The sequence below is a fragment of the Paraburkholderia dinghuensis genome, from assembly GCF_003837865.1.
In the GTDB taxonomy this organism is placed as follows: domain Bacteria; phylum Pseudomonadota; class Gammaproteobacteria; order Burkholderiales; family Burkholderiaceae; genus Paraburkholderia; species Paraburkholderia dinghuensis.
Genome location: NZ_RQIS01000009.1, coordinates 119,194 through 139,531 on the forward strand (window position 1 = coordinate 119,194; position 20,338 = coordinate 139,531).

General features: G+C 63.6%; 22 protein-coding genes. 19 read left to right on the forward strand and 3 right to left on the reverse strand.

Annotated features, from left to right (window positions below; translation table 11 throughout):
• Positions 1-372, reverse strand: a 372-nt coding sequence (locus D1Y85_RS13955) for a porin (protein WP_425466933.1), incomplete at its 3' end; no start/stop codon positions are given.
• A 667-nt stretch (positions 373-1,039) separates the two neighbouring features.
• On the opposite strand from D1Y85_RS13955, the gene D1Y85_RS13960 reads away from it, so the two are divergent.
• Entirely contained in the window at positions 1,040-1,336 is a 297-nt protein-coding gene (locus tag D1Y85_RS13960; RefSeq protein WP_124151652.1) for a hypothetical protein, read from the forward strand.
• 95 nt (positions 1,337-1,431) lie between these two features.
• Here the strand turns inward: D1Y85_RS13960 and D1Y85_RS13965 are convergent, their stop codons facing one another.
• Positions 1,432-1,947, reverse strand: coding sequence for a tyrosine-type recombinase/integrase (locus D1Y85_RS13965; protein WP_246024907.1), 516 nt, complete (start codon positions 1,945-1,947; stop codon positions 1,432-1,434).
• Between the two features lie 265 nt (positions 1,948-2,212).
• A complete protein-coding gene (locus tag D1Y85_RS13970; RefSeq protein ID WP_124151767.1) occupies positions 2,213-2,812 on the reverse strand; it encodes a LysE family translocator in 600 nt (199 codons plus the stop codon).
• A gap of 556 nt (positions 2,813-3,368) precedes the next feature.
• Between D1Y85_RS13970 and D1Y85_RS13975 the strand changes: the two genes are divergently transcribed.
• Genes D1Y85_RS13975 through D1Y85_RS14060 form a run of 18 tightly spaced genes read left to right on the forward strand, consistent with a single transcriptional unit; the run spans position 3,369 to position 20,326 of the window.
• Positions 3,369-4,061: a beta-ketoacyl synthase chain length factor gene (locus tag D1Y85_RS13975; protein WP_124151653.1), complete on the forward strand. Its 693-nt coding sequence runs from the start codon at positions 3,369-3,371 to the stop codon at positions 4,059-4,061.
• On the forward strand, positions 4,045-4,839 hold the full coding sequence (locus D1Y85_RS13980; protein WP_124151654.1) for a lysophospholipid acyltransferase family protein: 795 nt from the start codon (positions 4,045-4,047) through the stop codon (positions 4,837-4,839). The genes D1Y85_RS13975 and D1Y85_RS13980 overlap by 17 nt, the downstream gene beginning before the upstream one ends.
• On the forward strand, positions 4,814-5,113 hold the full coding sequence (locus tag D1Y85_RS13985; protein WP_124151655.1) for a phosphopantetheine-binding protein: 300 nt from the start codon (positions 4,814-4,816) through the stop codon (positions 5,111-5,113). The genes D1Y85_RS13980 and D1Y85_RS13985 overlap by 26 nt, the downstream gene beginning before the upstream one ends.
• Positions 5,114-5,116: 3 nt before the next feature.
• Entirely contained in the window at positions 5,117-5,368 is a 252-nt protein-coding gene (locus tag D1Y85_RS13990; protein WP_124151656.1) for an acyl carrier protein, read from the forward strand.
• Between the two features lie 11 nt (positions 5,369-5,379).
• Entirely contained in the window at positions 5,380-6,021 is a 642-nt protein-coding gene (locus tag D1Y85_RS13995; protein ID WP_246024913.1) for a COG4648 family protein, read from the forward strand.
• Positions 6,018-7,721 (forward strand): ApeI family dehydratase, encoded by a 1,704-nt coding sequence (locus D1Y85_RS14000; protein WP_124151657.1) that lies wholly within the window; start codon positions 6,018-6,020, stop codon positions 7,719-7,721. Before D1Y85_RS13995 ends, D1Y85_RS14000 begins: the two co-directional genes overlap by 4 nt.
• The gene (locus D1Y85_RS14005) at positions 7,718-9,427 is read left to right on the forward strand and encodes a glycosyltransferase family 2 protein (RefSeq protein ID WP_124151658.1); all 1,710 of its coding nucleotides are present in this window, start codon (positions 7,718-7,720) and stop codon (positions 9,425-9,427) included. The genes D1Y85_RS14000 and D1Y85_RS14005 overlap by 4 nt, the downstream gene beginning before the upstream one ends.
• Entirely contained in the window at positions 9,414-10,991 is a 1,578-nt protein-coding gene (locus tag D1Y85_RS14010) for an HAL/PAL/TAL family ammonia-lyase (RefSeq protein WP_246024908.1), read from the forward strand. The genes D1Y85_RS14005 and D1Y85_RS14010 overlap by 14 nt, the downstream gene beginning before the upstream one ends.
• The gene (locus D1Y85_RS14015; RefSeq protein WP_124151660.1) at positions 10,988-11,428 is read left to right on the forward strand and encodes an acyl-CoA thioesterase; all 441 of its coding nucleotides are present in this window, start codon (positions 10,988-10,990) and stop codon (positions 11,426-11,428) included. Before D1Y85_RS14010 ends, D1Y85_RS14015 begins: the two co-directional genes overlap by 4 nt.
• Positions 11,416-12,078, forward strand: coding sequence for a LolA family protein (locus tag D1Y85_RS14020; RefSeq protein WP_124151661.1), 663 nt, complete (start codon positions 11,416-11,418; stop codon positions 12,076-12,078). The genes D1Y85_RS14015 and D1Y85_RS14020 overlap by 13 nt, the downstream gene beginning before the upstream one ends.
• The gene (locus D1Y85_RS14025) at positions 12,078-14,489 is read left to right on the forward strand and encodes an MMPL family transporter (protein ID WP_185218983.1); all 2,412 of its coding nucleotides are present in this window, start codon (positions 12,078-12,080) and stop codon (positions 14,487-14,489) included. Before D1Y85_RS14020 ends, D1Y85_RS14025 begins: the two co-directional genes overlap by 1 nt.
• The gene (locus D1Y85_RS14030; protein WP_124151662.1) at positions 14,489-15,670 is read left to right on the forward strand and encodes a beta-ketoacyl-[acyl-carrier-protein] synthase family protein; all 1,182 of its coding nucleotides are present in this window, start codon (positions 14,489-14,491) and stop codon (positions 15,668-15,670) included. Before D1Y85_RS14025 ends, D1Y85_RS14030 begins: the two co-directional genes overlap by 1 nt.
• Before the next feature lie 8 nt (positions 15,671-15,678).
• Complete coding sequence (locus D1Y85_RS14035; protein WP_124151663.1) at positions 15,679-16,182, forward strand: hotdog family protein; 504 nt, start codon at positions 15,679-15,681, stop codon at positions 16,180-16,182.
• Entirely contained in the window at positions 16,179-16,904 is a 726-nt protein-coding gene (locus D1Y85_RS14040) for a 3-ketoacyl-ACP reductase FabG2 (RefSeq protein ID WP_124151664.1), read from the forward strand. The genes D1Y85_RS14035 and D1Y85_RS14040 overlap by 4 nt, the downstream gene beginning before the upstream one ends.
• Positions 16,904-18,130, forward strand: a complete 1,227-nt coding sequence (locus D1Y85_RS14045; protein ID WP_124151665.1) for a beta-ketoacyl-ACP synthase — start codon at positions 16,904-16,906, stop codon at positions 18,128-18,130. The genes D1Y85_RS14040 and D1Y85_RS14045 overlap by 1 nt, the downstream gene beginning before the upstream one ends.
• Positions 18,131-18,132: 2 nt before the next feature.
• The gene (locus D1Y85_RS14050; protein WP_124151666.1) at positions 18,133-19,371 is read left to right on the forward strand and encodes a beta-ketoacyl synthase N-terminal-like domain-containing protein; all 1,239 of its coding nucleotides are present in this window, start codon (positions 18,133-18,135) and stop codon (positions 19,369-19,371) included.
• A 42-nt stretch (positions 19,372-19,413) separates the two neighbouring features.
• Entirely contained in the window at positions 19,414-19,869 is a 456-nt protein-coding gene (locus D1Y85_RS14055; protein WP_124151667.1) for a YbjQ family protein, read from the forward strand.
• A 16-nt stretch (positions 19,870-19,885) separates the two neighbouring features.
• A complete protein-coding gene (locus tag D1Y85_RS14060) occupies positions 19,886-20,326 on the forward strand; it encodes a YbjQ family protein (RefSeq protein WP_124151668.1) in 441 nt (146 codons plus the stop codon).
• Positions 20,327-20,338: the final 12 nt, after the last annotated feature.

Consider the following 20,338-nt stretch of genomic DNA (forward strand, 5'->3'; position numbering starts at 1 on the left):
GAGGTAATCGACCACTGAGTCGAACTGACGGCCGAGGGTTAATGTGCCGTAGGTGTCGTTCTGAAGTCCTACGTACGCCAGCCGGTTGAATAGCGACTCGTTCCTGGCGAATCCGCCATTGTTGATGTTGAAAGCCGACTGCAGCCTGAAGATTGCCTTCGTGCCGCCACCCAGATCTTCTGCGCCGCGCAGTCCGAAATAGGTATTCGACAGTGCACTGCCGCTCTGTTGCCACAGACTGTGGCCACCCGCGTTATTCAGGTACAGGATACCGGCGTCGATTGAACCGTAGAGGGTGACGCTGCTCTGTGCATGCGCGGTTGCGCTGAATACGCCCAGTACGCCAATGGCGGCCAGGGCTTTCTTGAAAATGATCTTCACGTTCTTCATTCCTTTCCCCGGCCTGCATCGGCCAACTATCCGCCGATTGAAATATGGGAAGTACTTCTTTTGCCGGGGCAGGGCGACTATAGCCATATCGCTGCGTCGTGCCGTTGTCGGCGGGCAACGGATGGAATTCAATTCTTCAGGACCGTGAGCGAGGACAGATTTCGGAGTGGAAGTATTAACTTTTTCAACCTTTGTCTGTCGGTGCGCGGCGTCTGCTCCGCGCGAATACCCCATCCCCTTTGCCGTGTCGAGGGTTCCGTTCCCGGATGGGCCCGCCGTTCCAGACCTCGCCCGTGTGCCGCAGGCCGCCCGGGCGTTGCAGGGTAAGCGGTCAGTGACCAACATCCCTCGGCGTAGTGGTGCGACGGGAATACCCGCGTAGTCGACGCAGTGAGCTTGATCGGTAGCTCGGAGCTGCGCTTCGCTGCCGGGCGCAGCCGGAAATACCTTGGGAAGCACAACACGAGTTTCGCGATCGTGTGTAGATCGGTTGACCGATGGCGAGCATCGAATGGCGCCGTTCGTACGGTGTACGTTCACCGGATGAGACAGGGGCAATTGCCCTCGAATTTTGTCGGCATAGAAGCAACACTTTCCTCTGGGGTTCTCATTTACGGACGCGGACTTCCTGGGCGGCGACGCCACGGAGATGATTCAGATCGAAGTCACCATGGGCGAGTTGTCCTGGGCGCTGACGTCGGATGACCGGTTTGGGCTGTACGCCGCGGCTGGTCCGCCGAGGGGACGATCCGTGATGAAGCTGATGCGGTTCCGCGTTCGCAACGCCAGATCGACGAAACTGCTGGATCTTTACTTCCGAAAGCGCTCCGCAATTCTTCCCGCCACCTTGCTGGGTAAGGCCCCTAGGCTGGTATTTTCCGGTCTTTTGCGGAACCGCATCATTCGTAAGTCAGTAATACTTAAAGATTTTGCCGGGGACTCATAATCCGCCTCCGAAAGGACATCGTGGGTTCGACTCCCACCCGGCCCACCAAGGGTTTCAGCGGTTTTTCCGCCTGAAATTTCGCTCCGCAATTCTCTCTAACGGGTCGGTCCCACCTTCTCTCCGCGACGCTTCCTGACGTAGTGCTCCGTCATGGAGATCGAGCCATGCCCGAAATGCTTCTGCGCCTGCCGGATGTCTCCTTTGGCGTCCGTTTTGTCCGTTCCCGCCTTCGCTCGCAAATCCCTGAACTGGAAATCCGTCGCCGGGATTCCTGCCGCTACGCGTGCAGTTCTGAATCGGTACTGTAGAGTGCGCAGCGTCATCCGCTGGCCTGTCTCCGTGACGACGAGGGCCGTGCTCACGACCTTGTAGCCTGCCTTGCGTGCCTTGATCCGGTCTATGACCGCCTTGAGCTCGCCAACGACCTCCATCCGCAGCTTCCTTCCGGTCTTACCTTGGCCGATGAACAGGAAACCATCCCTGAGGTCGCGTTCGTCGTAGTTGAGCGTGTCCGGCGGCCGTTGCCCTGCGAGGTACGCTAGCTCTATGGCGTCGCGCGTCAGCTCGTCAGCGTGCGCGTATTGTTGATTTGTATGGAATCGGCTGCGCAAGCAAGTGCTCGACAGATTGCGCGAAGCTGATCAACTCTACCTCTCGTACGCCGCTGTCGATCCTTCGCCGCTAGGAGCTGTTCGGGCTGCTTTTCTCGGCGATCGTGTTTCCGGTGGCGATGGTCTGGCCGCATCGCGCTTCACTGCAACGTTACACGATGGTGATCGACGCGACATGCCGGCAATTGGCGAACATGCCAACGGCGCACCTAAAAAGTCTGGCGGTCTGGTTGACTCCAGTATCGCGTTCAACGCTGCCGGGGAACTAGCGTGCGAGCGACCAGATCAGCGATATGGAGAAAGCCGCAACGACGACCGACGCACAACGCTGGACCAGCGCGGGACGAACGTGCGGTAAACGGCCATTGCCGGATGCGGCGCCAATCGAGATCCACGTGAGGCCAATGGGTATCAGCAGCGCCGTGAAGACCGCCATCGCTTCGAGCCATGTCGTGAGGCTCGCGAACGCTGCAGGCGGAAAGATCGAGCCAGCGAACAGCATGGCCTTTGGATTTAGCACCGTCGCGCTGAACAACGTGCGCGAGCCAATGACACTGGTTGTCGAAGTCGCGATCGAGTTGGCCGCGAACCACATGCGGATGGCGAGCCACGCAAGATAGACTCCACTGGCAACACGCAGAAGCTTTGGCAGCCAGTTCAGCGAATGCGATGCATGTGTGAAGCAGATGCCCCATAGGGAAATCGACACAAGGTAGCCGGTCAGTTCTGCGGCGGTCAGATGCGCCGAGCGTCGCAGACCTTGCCTCACACCGGCAGCGGCGAGCAAGGTGTTGGTTGGCCCGGGCAAGAGCAGGACAATGGCGCAGCTCGAGGCCATCAGCCCGGCGGTTGAACTGGAAAGCATGAGACAGCGGGAAGAAGCATCCTGAGCGGGGTTATCGGAAGCAACGAACAGAGCGCTGTTGCCGACAATGGCGAAACGTTGCCCTTGGTTGCGCATTCTACGGTTTACTCCGGTGCATGCATATTTTGACCTGCGTGTACTTAATGCAGCTCAATATGGTTCGAAGCGCCAATGACCACGCCTGCATTTAATCCCGCCGACTTTCCACATAGGCGCCGCGGTGACATCTCGACTATTGTGACGATTTCAGCCGTCGCTAGATTCCGTGTCTCGCTAACGAGGCACGTCCAGACTGAATATGCGCCGTGGATCGCATCTGGCGCCGCCTCACTCCGCAGTATCCTGTTGCTTGCTCAACTAAGTCTTTGCTTGCAATGGAAGTCTTAATTCTGAAAAATCTTTAAAAATATTTGAAGCTCACCCTAAATAATTCGCCGAGAATGCCGTTAAAGGATAGACTAGAAGTCCGACCTGCGAATTAGCGGGCCGAGGAACAATACAAATACGCCGTTCGGGTCGCGAGCCCACAGGTGTGATAGCCGCCCCCCCATCCCTTATGTCCGAATTGTCGTGGTCCTTGCCTGTGGCGCGATGGTCCTCGTGGTGTTCCACGTCCGACAGTCCGCCTGAAGTGGCATTCGTCGATCCGTTGATGCGACGTCGGCTGAGCCCCCTTTCGCGGATGGCCTTGAAGGTGGCGATGGACTGCGTCGATGCACAGACGAAGACACGCGTTGTTTTCGCGTCGAGGCACGGGGAGCTGCGCCGGACGACGGACATCTTGCGCGACATCGAGACGGGCAAGCCTGTCTCGCCGAATGCGTTCAGCCTTTCTGTGCTTAACGCAATGTCGGGGCTCTTCGGAATCACCCGGCAGGACCGCTCGGCGGCAACGGCCATATCGGCCGGGGCTGAAACGCTCGGTTATGCGCTACTCGAAGCCTATGCGCAACACGCGGACGAGCCCGGTACCCCGATATTGATCGTCTACGCCGATGAACCCGCCGACGCGCGTTACGGTGCGATAGAGCACGAAGTCGCGCGTGGCGCGTTTGCGTTGCTGCTCGACGCAAACGAGGCGCCACAGGGCCGGCTAGCGTGCTCGGTCACGCAGGGCGCGAGCGCGCAAGGCCCCAGGTTCGCGACGCAGAGCGAAGCGCTGCATCACTGCCTGAGCGGAGGAGATTGCGCGGTGTGGCAGGGTAGCGGTGGCACGTGGCGGTGGAATTGGCATGCTGGCACGGCTTGACTACGGCTGGCGGTTTTTCGCCACGGCCCTCAGCTTCACTCTGTTCGGCATTTGCGGGCTGCTCTTCTCGGCGTTCGCGTTTCCGCTCGCGTTGATCTGGCCACATCGCGCTTCGCGGCATCGCGTCGTCACGATCCTCATTCACTGGTTCTTCCGTGCACTCGTGGACGCCATGCAGCGCACCGGCGTCATGGAACTGGATGTCGCCGGCGCGAGCGCGCTGCGCTCACGCACCCCCGTTATCGTTGTCGCGAACCATCCCACCTACCTGGATGTGGTGGTGCTGCTCTCGCTCATACCTTCTGCCTGCTGCGTCGTCAAAAGTGCCCATTGGAACAATCCGTGCCTCTGGGGGATCGTGCGGGCTGCCGAGTACGTGAGCAATGCCGATCCTGTGGGCTTCGTGGAGGATAGCGTGCGACAACTCGCGAGTGGATACAGCCTGATCATTTTCCCCGAAGGCTCGCGCAGCCCGGCACCTAACCGGCTGCACGCATTCTCTCGCGGCTTCGCGCATACGGCGCTGGAGGCCGGCGTGCCGATTCAACCCGTGCTCATCAACTGCGATCCACCTGCCTTTACGAAGCAGATGCGCTGGTACAACGTGCCGGAGCGGCCATTCCGCATGACCGTGAACGTGCTGGCGCCTATCGGCGTCGAGCAGCTTGCGTCGGGCGGGATGCCCTTGGCGCTTGCTGCACGCAACGTCACACGCACCATCGAAGCACAAATCACCCAGTACCTGTTCGACTATGGATTCTTTAAAACTGGAAATTAAGCAGCTCCTGATCGAGGCGCTCGATCTCGAGCACCTGACGCCCGCCGACATCGACGACGACGCACCCCTTTTCGACACCGACGGCGTGGGGCTCGATTCAATCGATGCGCTGGAGATCGGTATCGTGCTGCGGCAACGCTATCAACTATCCATCGCTGCCGACGACGAAAACGTGCGCGGCCACTTTCGCTCGATCAACACGCTCGCGGCGCTCGTTGCGGACCATCGCAAGGAAAGCGAGGCGCTCGAGTCAACTGCAGGCAAAGGGGATTGAATTGTGAACGAGGCAGAAATTCTCGAGCGTGTCCGGGAGATATTCCAGGACAACTTCGACATCGAGCCATCGCGCGTGAAGCCGGAGGCACACCTGTTCGAGGAACTCGATCTGGACAGCATCGATGCCGTCGATCTTGCCATCAAGCTCCAGGAAATGACGGGCCGCCGCATCAAGCCGGAAGAGTTCAAGTCGGTGCGAACGGTGAGCGATGTCATCTCCGCCGTCGAGTCCCTGCTCGCGACCCAGGCTTGAGACAATTCGTGATGGTGAGTCCCCTGCGTGGCGACGAGCCCCCGGTGAAGCCCGCCACGCGCGGTGGCGCGCGGCGTCTGCTCGCGACGCTTGCGAAGCTGGCCTATCCGGTGGTGATCCTGTGCGCGTGGCGCTGGGGTTCACCGCGCTTCGTCGGCCTGCTGCTGCTCACGCTGCTCTGGCTGCAGCGCGCGGCCGGCACGGGTCCGCTTGCGGCTTCACTGCGCAAACTGACGGCGGTGGACTGGGCCGTGGCCGTCACGCTGAATGTTGCCTCGGTGGCGATTGTGCTCACCAACAGCGCGCTCGTCATGCGGCTGTACCCTTCTCTGGTGAATCTCGGGCTGCTCGTCGCATTCAGCGCAACCCTCGTGAAAGGCCCGTCAATGGTCGAGCGGTTCGCCCGCATGACTTATGCCGATCCGCCTGCGCACGTGGTGCGTTACACGCGTCGCGTTACGCAGCTCTGGTGTCTCTTCTTCGTCGTGAACGGCGTTTTTTCTGTCTATACCGCCGTCTGGTGGTCGGCGAAGGCATGGTCCCTTTATAACGGCGCGATCGTGTACGGGATCATCGGTACGCTGCTCGCTGGCGAGATCGCCTGGCGCAGATGGATCATGTTGCCGCGCGCTGCACGGCGGGAGGCGTCATGATTGCGTTGCACGAGCTTCTCGTGGCGCGGCGCGGCGAGCCGCGAACCGTGGTATGCGCGGATGGCGCGAACACGACGGACTTCGATACGTTTCGGGCGCATGCGCTTGGCATCGCAGCACGTTTGCGCCGACTTCCCGGTCGACGCTTCGCGCTGTGGAGTGACGATCCCTATGTTTTCGCGTGTGCGTTGTTCGGACTCCTGTTGGCCGGCAAGGTGCCTGTGATTCCGGCGAACCCGACGCCGGGCTATCTCGCCGAACTGAGCGACGCGTATGACGCAGTGCTGGACGGCAGCGATCTCGCCGCGTGGTGCGCCGACGCGGTCCAGTTTCCACCCTATGAATCAGACGACGTGATCGATGCGAAGGCATCGCTTACGCTCTTTACGTCAGGCAGCAGCGGTACGCCGAAGGCGGTTCACAAGACACTCGCGCAATTCGATGCCGAGGTGCAAACGCTCGAAGCCCAGTGGGGCGCATTACTCGGCGATGCGACAGTGCTCGCGAGCGTGCCGCCTCATCATATCTACGGGCTGTTGTTTCGTGTGCTTTGGCCACTGGCCGCCGGGCGGCCGTTCGATCGCGCGACTTGCGCCGATCCGGCGCACCTGCAGGTCCGCAGCGCGCAGTGTGCCGCGACTGTCGTCGTCTCGACGCCCGCCCAGCTTTCCCGCTGGCCTGATCTGGCGGGCTTCGCGACGCTTTGTCCGCTGCCGCGCGCGTTCTTTTCTTCGGGCGGCCCGCTGTCGTTCGACGCTGCGAATCGTTACGCGCTCACGTTCGGGGCCGCGCCGCTGGAGATTTACGGCAGTACGGAGACGGGTGGTATCGCCTGGCGCAGGCAAGACGAAGTCGATGCCTGGACGCCAATGCCTGGCATTGAAGTGCGCGCGGGCACAGCGGCCGAAGGGGGCGCGCTCGAAGTGCGGTCGCCGCATCTCGGTCACGATGACTGGCAACGTACCGAGGACAAGGCGACGTTCGACGAGCACGAGCGCTTTCGCCTGCAAGGGCGTCTTGATCGCGTGGTCAAGCTGGATGGCAAGCGCGTGTCGCTCGGCGAGATCGAGAGCAGGCTGCTGCTGCATCCCTGTGTCGCCGAAGTCAGGACCGTGTTACTGGCAGGTGGCTCGCGCGAGCGCGTCGGCGCACTCGTCGTGCTCTCCGAAGCGGGGCACGAGACGCTGCGCCGCGACGGTCGGGTCGCTTTCCTGAAGGCTTTGCGCCGCCACCTCGCCGCCTGGTTCGACGCGGTCGTACTCCCGCGGCACTGGCGTGTTTGCCGCGCGTTGCCGGTCGATGCGCGCGGCAAGGTTCCAGCGGAGGCGGTTGCACGTGCGTTCGCCGCGCGCGAAGAAGGTTTCGAACTGCTGGCAGAGTGGGACGAAGCCGAGGGGCCCGCATTCGAATTGCGCGTGCCGCACACGCTCGTCCATTTTGCGGGGCACTTCCCGGACATGCCGATTCTGCCTGGTGTCGTGCAGGTCGACTGGGCACTGCGGCTCGCGAATGAGTGGGTGCCGGGAGCTCGCATTCTCGCTTCGGTCGAGCAGCTCAAGTTCATGGCGCCGGTGCCGCCGGGCGCTCTGCTCAAGCTCACGCTGACGCAAAACGCGGCGCGCCGGCGTGTTTCGTTCTCGTGGCGTCTTGGCGAGCGCGACTGCGCGTCTGGCGTCATCGTGTACCGGGAGCCCGCATGAGCGTCGCTGCCTGTATCGTCGTTCCGATTTACAACCACAAGGACGCTATCGGCGGCACCGTGGCGAACCTGATCGTTCACGGCCTGCACCTTATCGTCGTGGATGACGGCAGCGACGAGGCCACCCAGCATGTGCTCGCGGACCTCGCGCGGCGGCACAGCGGAAAGCTTACGCTGCTGCGCCTTCCCGTGAACAGCGGCAAGGGTGCGGCTGTGATGGCAGGACTGCGAGCGGCGCGCGACGCGGGCTACACGCACGCGTTGCAGATCGACGCCGACGGCCAGCACGACGCCGCGGACGTCCCGCGTTTTCTCGCAGCCGCTCAAGAGAATCCGCGCGCCATCGTGATCGGCCAGCCGGTGTACGACGAAAGCGTGCCGAAATCACGCCTCTACGGACGCTATGCGACCCACGTCTGGGTCTGGATTGAAACGCTCTCGTTCACGATCCGCGATTCGATGTGCGGATTCCGGCTGTACCCGCTTGACGCAACTTGCTCGCTGATAGACAGCGTGAAGCTGCCAGAGCGGATGGATTTCGACATCGAGATCCTCGTACGCCTGCATTGGCGGCGTGTCGAATTTGTTTCGATCGCGACCGCTGTCAAATACGCGGCCGACGGCGTCTCGCACTTTGACGTGTTGTGGGACAACATCCGCATCAGCCGCAGCCATACACGGCTCGTTGCCGGCATGCTCGCACGTTTGCCGCTTCTGCTCGCGCGTAAGGCCTTGCCGCGACAAACGAACGGGGGCCGTCGCAGCACGCCCTGGTGGCAGACCGCAGAGCGCGGCAGCCGCATTGGCATGAGGCTGCTCGCCTGGAGCTGCCGCCTCTTCGGCCGTCGATTTACGTCGCTCTGGCTGCACCCCATCGTCGCTTACTTCTTGCTCACCGCCCGTCCCGCCCGCGAAGCATCGCGGCGCTATTTCGACCGACTGTCGCAGTGCTCACCACAACAGCGGACGCCGCGTCCCGGCTGGCTCGCGACCTACCGGCACATGCTCGCGTTCGCGCAAGCCGGCTTCGACAAGCTGGCTGCCTGGTCCGGCCGGGTCGCTCAGGCCGACGTGCAGATCGACGACGCGAGTGCGCTCGACGCACTGATCGCGAGTGGCCGCGGTGCGCTGGTGATCGGTTCGCATCACGGTAATCTGGAGATGGCGCGGGCGCTCGCCGTGCGCGGTGCGCAAACGAAGGTGACGGCCATCGTCTACACGGAGCACGCGAAACGCTTCAACCGTGTGCTGGCTGGCGCCCATCACGATTTCGCGCGGCGTCTGGTTGAGGTGAGCGACTTCGGTCCGCAAACGGTGCTAATGATGCAGGATCGTATCGAGCGCGGTGAATTGCTCGTCATCGTCGGTGACCGCACGCCTGCGAGCGAAACAGGACGCACGACCGAGGCCCGGTTTCTCGGCGAGACCGCAGCATTTGCGCAGGGTCCCTATGTATTGGCGCATGTGCTCGCGTGCCCCGTTTTTCTGTTGTTCTGCCTGAAAGAGGGGCGCGGCTACCGGCTCTACTTCGAGTCGTTTGCCGAGCGCATCGAATTGCCGCGGCGCGCTCGCGCAGACCATATCGCCGCGTGGGCGCAGCGCTTTGCGACGCGCCTCGAACATTATTGTCGCAAGGCGCCTTATCAATGGTTCAACTTTTACGACTTTTGGGCACGCCCCAATGGGGAGGCGCGTGGCCGAACATGACCTGAACGACGACGAGGTCAGACCTGAGGCCGTAGTGATCGGCGGCCGCCGTTTGACGATCGAGGACGTCGTGGCGGTGGCTCGGCATGGCGCCGTCGTAAAGCTTGGCGACGATCCGGCCTGGCGAGGGCGCATCGAGCGCGGCGCCGAGTTTCTGCGTCGCCACCTGGCGGCGGGCGCGACCGTGTACGGAGTCAATACGGGCTACGGGGACGCCTGTGTCGTCGATGTGCCGATGACGCTCGTCGAGGCTCTGCCGTTGCAGCTCACGCGCTATCACGGCTGCGGCATGGGCGAGTATCTGGATGACGCGTCGGTGCTCGCTGTCATCGCCGCCCGCCTGAATTCGCTGGCCTATGGGCTGTCGGGCGTGCGTCCCGTGTTGCTCGAACGGCTCGCCGACCTGATCAATCATCGTGTGCTTCCGCGTGTTCCTGCCGAAGGATCGGTCGGGGCGAGTGGTGACCTCACTCCGCTTTCCTATGTCGCGGCAGCGCTGGTGGGCGAGCGCGATGTCCAGTTTCGGGGTGCGTCATGCGACGCGCGCGATGCGTGGATCGCGCTCGGCCGCGAGCCAATAACGCTTGCGCCAAAGGAAGGACTCGCGCTGATGAACGGTACGGCAGTGATGACCGGCCTCGCGTGTCTCGCTTTCGCGCGTGCCACGCAGCTCGCGCGGCTCGCCGCGCGTCTTACCGCGCTCGCGACGGTGGCGCTCGACGGGCGTGCTGCGCATTTCGATGCTTTCATCTTCGAATCCAAGCCGCATGCCGGGCAGGGCGTAGCGGCTGCCTGGATCCGCGCGGATCTCGCCGGGCGTCCGGACACGCCAGGTCACCGCCTTCAGGACCGGTACTCGATTCGCTGTGCACCGCACGTGATTGGCGTGGCGTGCGACGCGTTGACGTGGATGCGCCGTGACATCGAGAACGAACTGAACAGCGCCAACGACAACCCTCTGATCGACCCCGATGGCGAACGCGTGCTACATGGGGGAAACTTCTATGGCGGTCATATTGCGTTTGCCATGGATGGCCTGAAGGCTGCCGTGGCGAACCTTGCCGATCTGATGGATCGACAACTTGCACTGCTCGTCGACGACAAGTTCAACAACGGTCTGCCGCGTAACCTGACCGGCGCGAGCGCCGCACGTGCGGCGATCAATCACGGCTTCAAGGCTGTGCAGATTTCGTCGTCCGCGTGGACGGCGGAAGCACTCAAGCACACGATGCCCGCGAGTGTGTTCTCCCGGTCCACGGAAGCGCACAACCAGGACAAGGTGAGCATGGGGACGATTGCGGCGCGCGACTGTCTGCGCGTGCTGCAACTGACCGAGCAGGTCGCGGCGGCGCATGCGCTCGCCACGGTGCAGGCTGCGCGGCTGCGTCTGCGCAGCAATGTCGCGACAGTGGTCCCCGAGCCGCTTTACCGCTTCATGGAGGAAGTGGGTGCTGTATCTGCGTTCGTCGATGAGGATCGCGCGCTCGAACATGAACTGCGCGCCATGACGAAACGGATCGCCGCAGGCGACTTTCTCGCGCAGAACCACGGGGACAGACGATGAGTGAGGCGGGCAAGGTTTCAGGAATGTTGAGCGCGAGCGCGCACATTGAGGTGCCGTTCCATGACGTTGATGCAATGAACGTCTGCTGGCACGGCCACTATCTGAAGTATTTCGAATTTGGCCGCGCGGCATTGCTGCGCAAGTTCGACTACGACTATCGCGAGATGCAGGCATCGGGCTATGTGTGGCCCGTGGTGGAAGTGCATCTGAAATATGTGCGTCCTGCCGTTTATGGTCAGCAGCTAGAGGTTTGCGCGCAACTGATTGAGTACGACAATCGCCTGAAAATCGGCTACGAAATCTTCGATCGCGATTCGCACGTGAGGCTTACCAAAGGCTACACGATTCAGGTCGCGGTGGATGCCGCCACGCAGGAGCTGCAATACGTGTCGCCGCCCATCGTGCTCGAGAAGCTGGAGCGCGCATGGGCACGTTGAAACGACGCGCGGTAGTCTCAGCGCTGATTGTGCTTCAGGCGCTGTGGATGCCGGCGCGGGCCGAGACGGCGCTTTCGGGCGTGAGCACGAGCGATGCCGCGCTCGTCTCGCAGATCACGGCACGCCTCGCACGTGCGAAGGGCGTGCGTGCGCGCTTTACGCAGACGCAGAAGCTTGCCGCGATGAAGGCACCGCTAGTAAGCGTGGGGTCGCTGCTCTTCTTCCGCGACCGTGGCGTGATCTGGCAGGTCGATACGCCATACCGGAAAACGTGGGTGATAGGCGACAGCGGGATCGTCGCGATCGACGCGGGAGGTGCGCGCCTCTCGAACGGTGCGGCGCAGGGTTCGCGTGGTGCGGTGGAGATTGCGAAGATGATGCGCGCGATGCTTGGCGGTGACCTGAGCGCACTGTACTCGCAGTTCGACGTGGAAGCGAGCGGCTCGCAGTCCCGGTGGCAGATGCGCCTCGTGCCGCGCCAGCCGCAGATCGCGCAATCGCTTCGCGCCATACAGATGGACGGCGGCGATTTCCTGAAGAGCTTGAGCATCACGCTCGCAAACGGCGACGTCACGCAGTTCGACTTCAGTGGCAGCGAAGAGGTGGACGAGCTTACGCCCGCTGACCAGAAGAATTTCGGAACGCGATAGTGGACTATCCCGAGCTTCGCTCCGCAACCCCACCCTGGCGGCAGTGGGCCCTGCGCGCGGCCTGGCTGTTGCTCGCTGTGGCGGCGGCGCTTTACTGCGCCGTGCGCTTTGCGGGGCCCACGCCTTTGCAGACGAATCTGCTCGCGCTGTTGCCTGCGACGGAGGCCGACCCCGTGGCAGAAGAAGCGGTGGACCAGCTCGCAGGCGCACTCGGCAACCGTGCTGTGTTGCTCGTGTCGAGTGACGACGCGGCGCACGCGAAGGCGGCCGCAGAGCAACTCGGCGCTGCATTGACAGCGAGCCGTGCGTTCGCATCGGTGACGGCACGCGTCCCACCGTTCGATCTGGGCCGCATCACGCGTTTCTACTCGCCATACCGTTTTGGTCTGCTCACGGCCGAAGACCGCGCGAGCGTTGCCGGTGGGGCCGAGGCGCTGCGCGGCGCGCTTGCCGAACGACTATACGGACTACCGGCCGCGGGTCTCGCGACATCGCTCTCCGAGGATCCATTCGGCTGGCTTCAGCACTGGCTTGCTGGACTTCCGCTCGCAGCGTCGAATCTGACCGTCGAGGACGGCCTTCTGGTTTCGCACCACGGTTCCACCACGAGCGTGCTCGTCGTCGGCACGCTGCCCGCGTCTGCCTACGATGCGGACGTTCAGCGAAGCGTGCTGCTTGCCGTCGCACGCGGCGAGACGGCACTCAAGGTCACGTGGCCCGATGTCACCGTCGCGCGCACTGGCGCGGTGTTCTATGCCGAGGCAGCGCGCCGCGCCTCGGAGCGTGACGTTCACGTGATCGGTATCGTGACGTCGGTGGGCATCGCGCTGCTGATGCTCTGGATCTTCCGCTCGCCGCGGTTGATCTTTCTCGGCTTCCTTTCGACCGCACTCGGCATTCTTTTCGCGCTCGCAATCACGATGTTTGTCTTCGGCAAGCTTCATCTGCTGACACTTGTGTTCGGTGCGAGCCTGATCGGTGAGGCCGTCGACTACTCGATTCAATACTTCGTCGTGTACCTCGGCGCGCGGCACAACTGGGACTCGCAGCGAGGCGCGCGGGAGGTGCTGCCCGCGTTGACGGTGGCGTTGAGCACGAGCCTGCTCGGCTACGCCATTCTGGCGTTTGCGCCGTTTTCGGCGCTCAGGCAGATCGCCTGCTTTGCCATCGTTGGCATCTTCACCGCCTTCGCTTCGGTCATCGGGCTGCTGCCTGGCCTGATGACGCAACCGCCGCGCAGCAGTCCCCGGACGCTGTTCGCGGTGGCCGCCTCCTCGCTCAAGAGATGGCACGCGCTGATCGGCGGCCGGCGTGCGTGGGGCGTTGCTCTCGTGCTCGTGATCGTCGCCGTGCCGGGTTGGCTGCAGTTGCGCAGCGATGACGACATTCATCTGCTGATCCAGCGCGATCCGGCGCTCGTCGCACAGGAGCGCCAGGTGAGCGGTGCGGTAGGGGTGGAGAACAGCGCGCAGTTCTTCGTCGTGCGCGGCGCAACGCCGGAGATGGTGCTCGAGCGTGCCGAAGCTCTGTGCGAGCGTATCGGAGCACTCACCGGCGCGTCGGCGGTGAGCGGCTGGCAGTCGGTGACGTCGTTCGTGCCGTCCGCGCGACAGCAGCGGGCCGATCATGCTTTGCTGGACGCACACGTGTTCGACGATCCGTCCGCTTTGCGCGCGATGCTGGGCGCAGCTGGCTTTCGCGACGAAGTGGCGCAAGCGTGGCCGGCCGCCTACGCGTCGTCGGGCACTTCGGTGCTGCGCGTGGAGGACTGGCTCGCTGAGCCCTGGTCACAGCCATTTCGTCATCTTTGGCTTGGGCGCTCCGCGAGCACACCCGGCGCGTTCGTCGCAGTTGTGATTCCGCAAGGCGTGACGCTCGCCAACGAGCCGGCGCTGCTCGGTGTCGCACAGGCGTTGCCCGGTGTGAGTTTCGTCGATAAAGCCGCGAGCGTGTCGCGGCTCTTTGGTGTCTATCGGCACGACGGCGCCATCTGGCTGGCCGTCGCATTGACTCTGGTGTTTGCGCTTCTGATGGTCCGCTACGGCTGGCGCGAGGCAATCGCGGTGATGATGCCCGTGTGGCTCGCAATCGGCGTGACGCTCGGCGTTTTCGGCTATTTGCACGTGGCCATCAATCTTTTCCACCTGCTGGCGTTGATGCTGGTGCTCGGCGTGGGCGCGAACTACGCAGTCTTTCTGCGCGAAGGCGCGATGCGCTCCGCTTCCGATCACGGCGCCGTATGGACAGGCGTGCTGCTGTCGGCTACCACGACCTTGCTGTCGTTCGGCATGCTCGGCATGAGTTCGATGCCCGCGCTCAAGAGCTTTGGCGCCACGCTGTCGCTCGGCATCATGGTGTCCGTCATGCTCGCGCCTATCGGCATTCCCTCGATTCAAAGGAGAAAGGCGTAATGGGGCTCCCTGTCTATCTGCACGCGCTCGGCATGGTCAACGCGCTCGGCGACGACGTGCCCTCGATCGTCAGTGCGCTCGCGCGCGGCGAGGCACCCGGCATGGGCCCGATACGGACACGCACCGGCGTCGCTTTCGCCGGCAGTGTCAACGCACCGCTGGACGTAGCGCCGCCCGCATCGCTGCGGCGCTACGACTGCCGTAACAACCGCTTGCTGCTCGCTGCGCTGGCGCAGATCCAGCCCGCGATCGACTCGGCGCGCGATCGATTCGGCGCGGGCCGCATCGGCGTCGTGCTCGGTACGAGCACGTCGGGCATCAGCGCCGCGGAGATGGCGTTCGCGCAGCCGGCGGACCACGCGGCGCCAGCCGCGCCCTTCGATTACTGCCAGATGGAAATCGGCACGGCCGCACCGTTTGCCGCTGCCGCACTTGATCTGGGCGGCCCGGCGTTCACGATTTCCACGGCATGCACGTCGAGCGCCAAGGCCTTCGTTGCCGCGCGTCGTCTGCTGCGGGCGAACCTGTGCGACGCGGTGGTCGTTGGCGGCGTCGATTCGCTTTGTGAACTAACGCTGCAAGGCTTCGCCTCGCTTGAATCGACGAGCCCCGTGCGCACTAATCCGATGAGCGCGAAACGCCGCGGCATCAACATCGGCGAGGGCGCGGCGGTATTCCTGATGAGCCGCGAGGAGGGGCCGGTGATGCTGGCGGGCGCGGGTGAGTCGAGCGACGCCCACCATATCTCGGCGCCCGATCCGCAGGGCGCGGGCGGCGAACTCGCGTTGCGCGCAGCGCTCGCGGACGCTGACGTCAGCGCGGCGGCGATCGGTTACGTCAATCTGCACGCAACCGCGACGCTCAAGAACGACCAGATGGAAGCGCATCTGATGGCGCGCGTTTTTCCCAATGGCGTTGCCGCGAGCGGAACGAAGCCGCTGACGGGTCATACGCTCGGCGCCGCAGGCGCGAGCGAACTGGGGCTCGCGTGGCTCACGCTCGCACGCGACGACGTGGCGCTGCCGCGCCATCTGTGGGACGGCGAAGCCGATCCGGCGCTGCCGGCGCTCGATCTCGTGGAAGACGTGAGGCACCTGCCGCGCGGCACCGCGCGCCAATACGTGATGAGCAATTCGTTCGCGTTCGGCGGCAGCAACGTTTCACTAATACTCGGGCGGTGATCGAGACAATGAACCAGTCCATCCTTCCACTGCCAGGCGAGATTGCGCACGGCGGCGCTTTCCCGTCGATCGAGGCGATTATTCCCCATCGCGGCACGATGCTGCTGCTCGACTCGGTCGCCGCGTGCAGCGACGAGTCGCTCACAGCCGATGCCTCCGTACGCGCCGATGCGTGGTACGCCGACGCGCAGGGCGCGATGCCCGCATGGATTGGCATCGAACTGATGGCGCAGGCGATCGCGGCCCACGTGGGCCTGCTGTCGATGCGCGAGGGCAAACCGGTGCGCTCAGGCGTGCTCCTCGGCACGCGCCGCTATGCGGCGTTGTGTCCTGCGTTCGCGAGCGGCGCGCCGCTGCGCGTGACGGTCAAAGAACTGCTGCGCAGCGAAGAAGGCCACGGTGCCTACGACTGCACGATCGAACAGGATGGCGCGTTATGCGCCGAGGCCACGGTGAAGGTGTACCAGCCGCGCGATTTTCAGACATTCATCAAGGAGAGTTACGGATCATGAGCCGGCGTGTTCTTGTTACCGGAGCCAGCCGCGGTATCGGCCGCGCCATCGCTTATCAGATGGCCGCGGACGGCTTTGCTGTCACCGTACATTGCCGCACTGGCGTTAGCGAAGCACAGGCCGTTGCGGCGGGCATCGCCGCACAGGGCGGCACGGCCACGGTTCTGCAGTTCGACGTGCGCGATCGCGCAGCGTGCCGCGCGGCACTCGAAGCGGACGTGGCAGCGCATGGCCCGTACTACGGCATTGTCTGCTGCGCGGGCGTGACGCGAGACGCCGCGTTCCCGGCGTTGACCGACGAAGATTGGGACATCGTGCTGGAAACGGGCCTCGACGCGTTTTACAACGTCGTGCATCCGCTGATCATGCCGATGGTGCGTGCGCGCAAGGGTGGCCGGATCGTGACGGTGGCCTCGGTCTCGGGCGTGACGGGAAATCGCGGGCAGGTGAATTACAGCGCAGCCAAGGCCGGCCTGATCGGCGCGACGAAGGCACTCGCTGTGGAACTGGCCACGCGCAACATCACCGTCAACAGCGTGGCGCCGGGGCTTGTGGACACCGGCATGCTCGACGACGTGCCGCTCGACCAGGCGCTGAAGGCCGTGCCGATGAATCGTGTGGGGCAACCCGCCGAAGTGGCGGCCGTGGTCGGCTTCCTGATGTCCGACTCGGCGTCGTATGTCACGCGCCAGGTCATCGGCGTCAACGGCGGGATGATCTGATGAAACGCGTCGTCATTACTGGCATGGGCGGCGTGACCGCGCTCGGCGATCAGTGGGATCAGATTGAAGCCGGGCTCAAGCGTGGGGTCAACGCGGTGCAGCGGGTGCACGAGTGGGACTACTTCGAGTCGCTGCATACGCGTCTTGCGTGCCCGATACCGAAGCTTGAGACGCCCGGTCACTATCCGCGCAAGAAAACACGTTCGATGGGTCCTGTATCCCTCTACGCGGTGCGCGCAAGCGAATATGCACTGGCAGACGCGGGCTTGCTGGACGACCCGTCGATCAAGGACGGCCGCATGGGCGTGGCTTATGGGTCTTCGTCCGGCTCGGTCGAGCCGGTTCGCGCGTTCGGCAAGATGCTCGAAACAGGCTCGATGAGCGATGTTACGTCGAACAGTTACGTTCAGATGATGCCGCACACAACGGCCGTGAACGTGGGCCTCTTCTGGGACCTGAAGGGGCGCATCGTCCCGACCTCATGCGCATGCGCCTCGGGCAGCCAGGCCATCGGCTACGCGTACGAAATGATCGCGCACGGTAAGCAGACGCTGATGCTCGCGGGCGGCGCCGAGGAACTCTCGGGTCCTGCAGTGGCCGTGTTCGATGTGCTCTATGCCACGAGCACGCGCAACGACGATCCCCAGCTCACGCCCCGTCCGTTCGACGTCGCGCGTGACGGACTCGTCGTGGGTGAGGGCGCGGCAACGCTCGTACTTGAAGAATACGAGCATGCCGTTGCGCGCGGCGCGCGCATTCATGCGGAAGTGGTGGGCTTCGGATGCAATTCGGACGGCGCGCATATCACGCAGCCTACCGCGGCGACGATGGAGGTCGCAATGCGTCAGGCGCTCGCCGACGCGGAACTGGCTCCCGAAGCGATTGCCTACGTGAATGCGCACGGCACGTCCACTGATCGCGGCGACGTCGCCGAAAGCCTCGCCACCGCAGCGACCTTTGGCGCGCGCATGCCGATCAGCTCGCTAAAGAGCTATATCGGCCATACGCTCGGCGCGTGTGGGGCGATAGAGGCATGGTGGACGATCGAAATGATGAAGCGGAACTGGTATGCACCCACGCTCAATCTGACTGACGTCGACCCTGCCTGCGCGCCGCTTGACTACATCATGGGTGCACCTCGCGCGATCGACGCCGAATACGTCATGAGCAACAACTTCGCTTTCGGCGGCGTGAACACTTCGCTGATCTTCGCGCGAGCCCGGTGAGCATGCAGACATCGTCATCAGCGAACGGTTTGCGGCGCGTCGTCGTGACGGGCATGGGGATCGTCTCTTGCCTCGGCAACACGCTCGACAGCGTCTCCGCCCGGCTGCGCGATGGGCGTGGCGGAATTTCGCACGTCGCGTCGTGGCGCGAGCGCGGCTTCGCGAGCCAGGTGGCGGCGGTTGCGTCGGTGGAAGGCGAAGTGCCGTTCGAGCGCAAGGCCGAGCGCTTCATGGGCGATACGGCTCGCTTCGCGTGCCATGCCGCGCGCAGCGCCATCGCCGATGCGCGTCTCGACGTCGACGCGTTGCGCGGTCCACGGGTCGGCGTGGTGGTCGGCTCTGGAGTCGGCACGTTGTCGGCATACGACGCGGCCTTGTCGACCGCGAACGCGCGCGGTGTGGACCGCGTGCCGCCCTATACGGTGCCGCAGGTGATGGGCAGCACGACATCGGCGAATCTTGCCTACGTGTTCGGGGTGGAAGGGGTTGTGTATTCGCCATCGTCGGCCTGCACGACTTCCGCGCTCGCGATCGGTCAGGCTATGCAGCTGATCCAGACGGGCCGGCAGGACATCATGCTCGCGGGCGGGAGCGAAGCACTCCACGACAACATGACGCTGATGTTCGACGCGATGGGCGCGCTGTCGCACGGCTTCAACGAGACACCCGCGCGGGCGTCGAGGCCCTATGACGCGCGCCGCGACGGCTTCGTGATTGGATCGGGCGCTGGGGTCCTCGTGCTCGAGTCGCTCGCACACGCGCAAGCGCGCAACGCGCGTATCTACGCGGAGCTGACCGGCTTCGGCCACTGCACCGACAGCACGCAGATGGTCGCACCGAGCGCGAAGGGTATCGCTCGCGCGATGCGCGCCGCACTCGAAGAAGCCGCCTGCCGCCCGGACTACATCAATACCCACGCTCCCTCGACGCCCGTGGGCGACATAGAAGAGTTGCACGCCCTGCGTGCAGCGTTCGGCGAGGACGTGCCCGCGTTTTCTTCTACGAAGGCGCTCACCGGTCACCCGCTGGGCGCATGCGGTGTGCACGAAGCCATCTATACATTGCTGATGATGCGTGATCGCTACATCGCGGGTGCCGGGCGCATCGAAAAACTCGATGCGGGCGCCGCCGGCTTCCCACTTGTGTGCGAAACGCGCGATGTCCGCATTGATACGGCGATGTCGGTTTCTTTCGGTTTCGGTGGCAGTTGCGCCAGCCTGGTTTTTTCACGCCTGGAATAAGACGTGATGTTTCAGCCAACCCTGAAGACAAGAAGGAGAACCATGAGAGTACCGTTTCTCACGCTTGGCGCAGCCGCCATCGTCAGCCTGACGATGGCCGGTTGCGGAACGCAGACCAGGTCGCTGCCGTTGCAGCCGGTCGCTTCCGCTGCAACTGCGAACGCGGCGGCAAGCCAGGACGCCGGTTCGAAGGTTGCGATTTATTTCGGCGCGCAGCCGCATCCGGAGATCGCGCGTCATGTCGGCAACGCGTCGCACTCCGTACGTATCGCCCGGCCAGCCGGTAGCCCCGAGGATGCGTGCAACAAGGGACTCGCCGACGCGCTCGGCAAGCTGCGCGCGGACGCACAGCAGAAGGGTGCGAACGCCGTGATCAACGTGAAGACGCGCTTTCACGGCACCGAGTCGGATTCGGATACTGACTACACCTGTGGCCTGAGTCCGAGTGCGGTGGCTATCGTCGTCAAGGGCGAACTCGTGGTCCTGAACACCCATTAACCCCATGGAGAAAAAGATGAAAAAGCTGTGGATGCTTTCCGTGCTGTGTGCCGCTTTCGCGACGTCGCATGCGTTCGCGCGCGATTCGATCAATACCTACCCTGTCGGCGATGCGCTCAAGAGCGAGCCCGGCAAGGTGGGCGACGATATCGCGCTGTACTTCGCCGATCAGCCGCATCCGGCCGTGCAGAAATCACTGGGCCAGTTCGCCACGAACAAGAAGACGAACGCTTTCGGCAAAAGCGACGTACAGGCCTGCCAGCACGTGTTCCTTTCAGCCGTGGTAGAGCTGCAGGAGCGCGCGCGCAAGGAAGGCGGCAACGCCGTCATCAACATCAAGAGCAACTACAAGAACGAACTGCGCGCGAGCGCCACCGAGTTTACGTGTGGTGCGGGCGCGGTGATCGCGGGTGTGGCGCTCGTTGGCGACGTCGTGACGCTGAAGGCGGCGAAGTAAATCGTTTGTGCG

What these genes read in the sequence shown, in the direction of transcription:
- D1Y85_RS13960 (WP_124151652.1), top strand. Translation starts at nt 1,040, where the DNA reads ATGATTCAGATCGAAGTCACCATGGGCGAGTTGTCCTGGGCGCTGACG.
- D1Y85_RS13970 (WP_124151767.1), bottom strand. Translation starts at nt 2,812, where the DNA reads ATGCTTTCCAGTTCAACCGCCGGGCTGATGGCCTCGAGCTGCGCCATT.
- D1Y85_RS13975 (WP_124151653.1), top strand. Translation starts at nt 3,369, where the DNA reads ATGTCCGAATTGTCGTGGTCCTTGCCTGTGGCGCGATGGTCCTCGTGG.
- D1Y85_RS13980 (WP_124151654.1), top strand. Translation starts at nt 4,045, where the DNA reads ATGCTGGCACGGCTTGACTACGGCTGGCGGTTTTTCGCCACGGCCCTC.
- D1Y85_RS13985 (WP_124151655.1), top strand. Translation starts at nt 4,814, where the DNA reads ATGGATTCTTTAAAACTGGAAATTAAGCAGCTCCTGATCGAGGCGCTC.
- D1Y85_RS13995 (WP_246024913.1), top strand. Translation starts at nt 5,380, where the DNA reads ATGGTGAGTCCCCTGCGTGGCGACGAGCCCCCGGTGAAGCCCGCCACG.
- D1Y85_RS14000 (WP_124151657.1), top strand. Translation starts at nt 6,018, where the DNA reads ATGATTGCGTTGCACGAGCTTCTCGTGGCGCGGCGCGGCGAGCCGCGA.
- D1Y85_RS14005 (WP_124151658.1), top strand. Translation starts at nt 7,718, where the DNA reads ATGAGCGTCGCTGCCTGTATCGTCGTTCCGATTTACAACCACAAGGAC.
- D1Y85_RS14015 (WP_124151660.1), top strand. Translation starts at nt 10,988, where the DNA reads ATGAGTGAGGCGGGCAAGGTTTCAGGAATGTTGAGCGCGAGCGCGCAC.
- D1Y85_RS14020 (WP_124151661.1), top strand. Translation starts at nt 11,416, where the DNA reads ATGGGCACGTTGAAACGACGCGCGGTAGTCTCAGCGCTGATTGTGCTT.
- D1Y85_RS14030 (WP_124151662.1), top strand. Translation starts at nt 14,489, where the DNA reads ATGGGGCTCCCTGTCTATCTGCACGCGCTCGGCATGGTCAACGCGCTC.
- D1Y85_RS14035 (WP_124151663.1), top strand. Translation starts at nt 15,679, where the DNA reads ATGAACCAGTCCATCCTTCCACTGCCAGGCGAGATTGCGCACGGCGGC.
- D1Y85_RS14040 (WP_124151664.1), top strand. Translation starts at nt 16,179, where the DNA reads ATGAGCCGGCGTGTTCTTGTTACCGGAGCCAGCCGCGGTATCGGCCGC.
- D1Y85_RS14045 (WP_124151665.1), top strand. Translation starts at nt 16,904, where the DNA reads ATGAAACGCGTCGTCATTACTGGCATGGGCGGCGTGACCGCGCTCGGC.
- D1Y85_RS14050 (WP_124151666.1), top strand. Translation starts at nt 18,133, where the DNA reads ATGCAGACATCGTCATCAGCGAACGGTTTGCGGCGCGTCGTCGTGACG.
- D1Y85_RS14055 (WP_124151667.1), top strand. Translation starts at nt 19,414, where the DNA reads ATGAGAGTACCGTTTCTCACGCTTGGCGCAGCCGCCATCGTCAGCCTG.
- D1Y85_RS14060 (WP_124151668.1), top strand. Translation starts at nt 19,886, where the DNA reads ATGAAAAAGCTGTGGATGCTTTCCGTGCTGTGTGCCGCTTTCGCGACG.